The sequence below is a fragment of the Streptomyces sp. NPDC006265 genome, from assembly GCF_040613555.1.
Lineage (GTDB): Bacteria > Actinomycetota > Actinomycetes > Streptomycetales > Streptomycetaceae > Streptomyces.
Map to the genome: position 1 here is coordinate 1 of NZ_JBEXSH010001237.1, position 1,965 is coordinate 1,965.

The window sequence follows — 1,965 nt, forward strand, 5'->3', positions numbered from 1 at the left end:
GTTCGGATCAGGCCGTGGACGCGGGGCCGAACGACAGGCCCTGGCGGCGGCGCACGGCCACGAAGCGGACCGGTGTGCCGGGGACGGCCTGGGCGGCGGCGGGGAGGTCGGCGGCGCGGACCACGGCGATCACCGGGTAGCCCCCGGTGGTCGGGTGGTCGGCCAGGAAGACCACCGGCCTGCCGTCCGGTGGGACCTGTACCGCACCCAGCACCATGCCCTCACTGGCAAGTTCGCCCGGCCGGGCCCGCTCCAGGGCGGGTCCCTCCGTACGCAGCCCGATGCGGTTGCTCGCGGAGGACACCCGGTAGGCACGGGAGAGGAAGGCGTGTACGGCCTCGGGCGTGAACCAGCCGTCGCGTGGGCCGAGGGTCACCCGCAGCAGCAGCTCGACCGGTGGCGCCGGCTGCGGGGCGACGTCCACGCGCGCGTGCACGCCGGACGGCCGTCCCAGGGGCAACACCGTGCCGGCCGCGAGAGGGGCCGGACCGAGCCCCGACAGCAGATCCGTCGACCGGCTGCCGAGCACCGGCTCGACCGCGATGCCCCCGGAGACCCCCAGGTAGGCGCGGACGCCCGACACGGCGGGTCCGACGTCCAGCAGCGCCCCCGCGGGCACCCGCACCGGCGCGCCCCAGGCGACGGGACATCCGTCCACCGTGACCCGGCAGGGCGCGCCCGCCACTGCCACCGTGACGGTCGAACGGGGGCGTACGGCACAGCCGTCGAGGGTCGTCTCCAGCACGGCCGCCGCGGGCGGATTGCCGACGAGCCGGTTGACGAGGTCCGCGGCGGCCCGGTCCAGCGCCCCGGAGCGGGGCACGCCGAGATGGGCGTGTCCGGGGCGGCCCGCGTCCTGCACGGTGGTGAGGGCCCCGGCCCGGACGACGGCGAGGGCGCGGTCCGTCATGACCCCGCCCCGGGCACGAACCGCACGCGCGTGCCCGGCGCCAGCAGCGCGGCCGGCACGCGCGCGTGGTCCCACAGCACGGCGTCGGTCGTGCCGATCAGCTGCCAGCCGCCCGGCGACGAGCGTGGGTACACGCCCGTGTACGGGCCCGCCAGGGCGACCGACCCCGCCGGGACGGACGTGCGCGGAGTGGCCCGGCGCGGGACGTCGTAGCGAGGTGGCAGGCCGGTGAGGTAGCCGAAGCCGGGTGCGAAGCCGCAGAAGGCGACCCGGAATTCGGCGGCACCGTGGATGCGGGCGACCTCCCTCTCCGGCACGCCCCAGTGGGCGGCGACGTCGGCCAGGTCCGGGCCGTCGTAGCGCACCGGGATCTCCACCACGTCACGCGTGCGCGGGGGAGCGGGCGGCAGGTCGGCGGCGGTCAGTTCGGCGGCCAGCCGGGCGGGGGAGTCGAGGCCGTCGAGGAGGACCGTGCGGGCCGCGGGCACGATCTCGCGGGCCGACAGCGTGCCCTGCGCGCGGCGCCGCAGCAACTCCGCGTGCAGCGCCTGGGCCTCGTCGCCCGAGGAGACCTCGACGAGCAGGGCGTCCTCGCCCACGGGCAGCACCTTCATGTGAAGGCCTCCACCCGGACCCCGGAGGCCTCCAGACGCTCGCGCACCCGGCGGGCCAGGTCCACCGCGCCCGGGGTGTCGCCGTGCAGGCACAGGGAACGCGCGCGTACTTCGACGCGTGTCCCCGTGTGGGAGACGACCTCACCGGAACGGGCCAGGCCCAGGGAGCGCTCCACGACCGCGTCAGGGTCGGTGACCACGGCGCCCTCCACGCTGCGCGGCACCAGGGTGCCCGCGTCGGTGTACGCCCGGTCCGCGAACGCCTCGGTGACGACCGGCAGTCCGGCCTTCCCGGCCAGCTCCAGAAGGTGTGAGCCGGGCAGTCCGAGGACGGGCAGCGCGGCGTCTGTGGCTGCGCACGATGGACCGCTTGGGGCTGGGATTCGACAGCTGATCGACCGGGTGTGATCCGGTTCACTCCAACGGGGTGCCGGTACCCGC

At 76.4% G+C, this 1,965-nt stretch carries 3 protein-coding genes; all 3 read right to left on the minus strand.

Translation table 11 applies throughout. The features are described from left to right. Positions 1 to 7: 7 nt before the first annotated feature. Entirely contained in the window at positions 8 to 910 is a 903-nt protein-coding gene (locus ABZ281_RS47510; protein WP_356664857.1) for a biotin-dependent carboxyltransferase family protein, read from the minus strand. Beyond that, positions 907 to 1,524: an allophanate hydrolase subunit 1 gene (locus ABZ281_RS47515; protein ID WP_356664859.1), complete on the minus strand. Its 618-nt coding sequence runs from the start codon at positions 1,522 to 1,524 to the stop codon at positions 907 to 909. Before ABZ281_RS47515 ends, ABZ281_RS47510 begins: the two co-directional genes overlap by 4 nt. Beyond that, on the minus strand, positions 1,521 to 1,965 hold a 445-nt coding region (locus ABZ281_RS47520; protein WP_356664861.1), incomplete at its 5' end, for a LamB/YcsF family protein. The genes ABZ281_RS47520 and ABZ281_RS47515, both read right to left, overlap by 4 nt.

What these genes read in the sequence shown, in the direction of transcription:
- ABZ281_RS47510 (WP_356664857.1), bottom strand. Translation starts at nt 910, where the DNA reads ATGACGGACCGCGCCCTCGCCGTCGTCCGGGCCGGGGCCCTCACCACC.
- ABZ281_RS47515 (WP_356664859.1), bottom strand. Translation starts at nt 1,524, where the DNA reads ATGAAGGTGCTGCCCGTGGGCGAGGACGCCCTGCTCGTCGAGGTCTCC.